This is a genomic window from Tritonibacter sp. SIMBA_163 (genome assembly GCF_046535935.1).
Taxonomy (GTDB): Bacteria; Pseudomonadota; Alphaproteobacteria; order Rhodobacterales; family Rhodobacteraceae; genus Epibacterium; species Epibacterium scottomollicae.
The window spans coordinates 1-228 of record NZ_JAWJBP010001601.1; the positions used below are offsets into that span (position 1 = coordinate 1).

Sequence of the window (228 nt, forward strand, 5' to 3'; positions counted from 1 at the left end):
GGAACCTGTTCGGGTGCTGGCCTCAGGGGGCGCGGATGTGAACCATCTGGGTGCACGCTATGACGACGAGGCGCCGGATATCCTCGACAACGGCTATGTCATTGTCGACTTTACCAATGGAACCCGCGCCATGCTGGAGCTGTGCATGTTCCCCGAGGGCGCCCGCTATCAGGAAGAATTCCCGGCCGTGGGTCCAAAGGGAAAGATCGCGGCGCTCGTGCCGGGGCG

General features: G+C 63.2%; 1 pseudogene. It reads left to right on the forward strand.

From position 1 onward, the window contains the following. A pseudogene (locus tag R0J92_RS27655) lies at positions 1-228 on the forward strand (gfo/Idh/MocA family oxidoreductase); the annotation flags it as partial.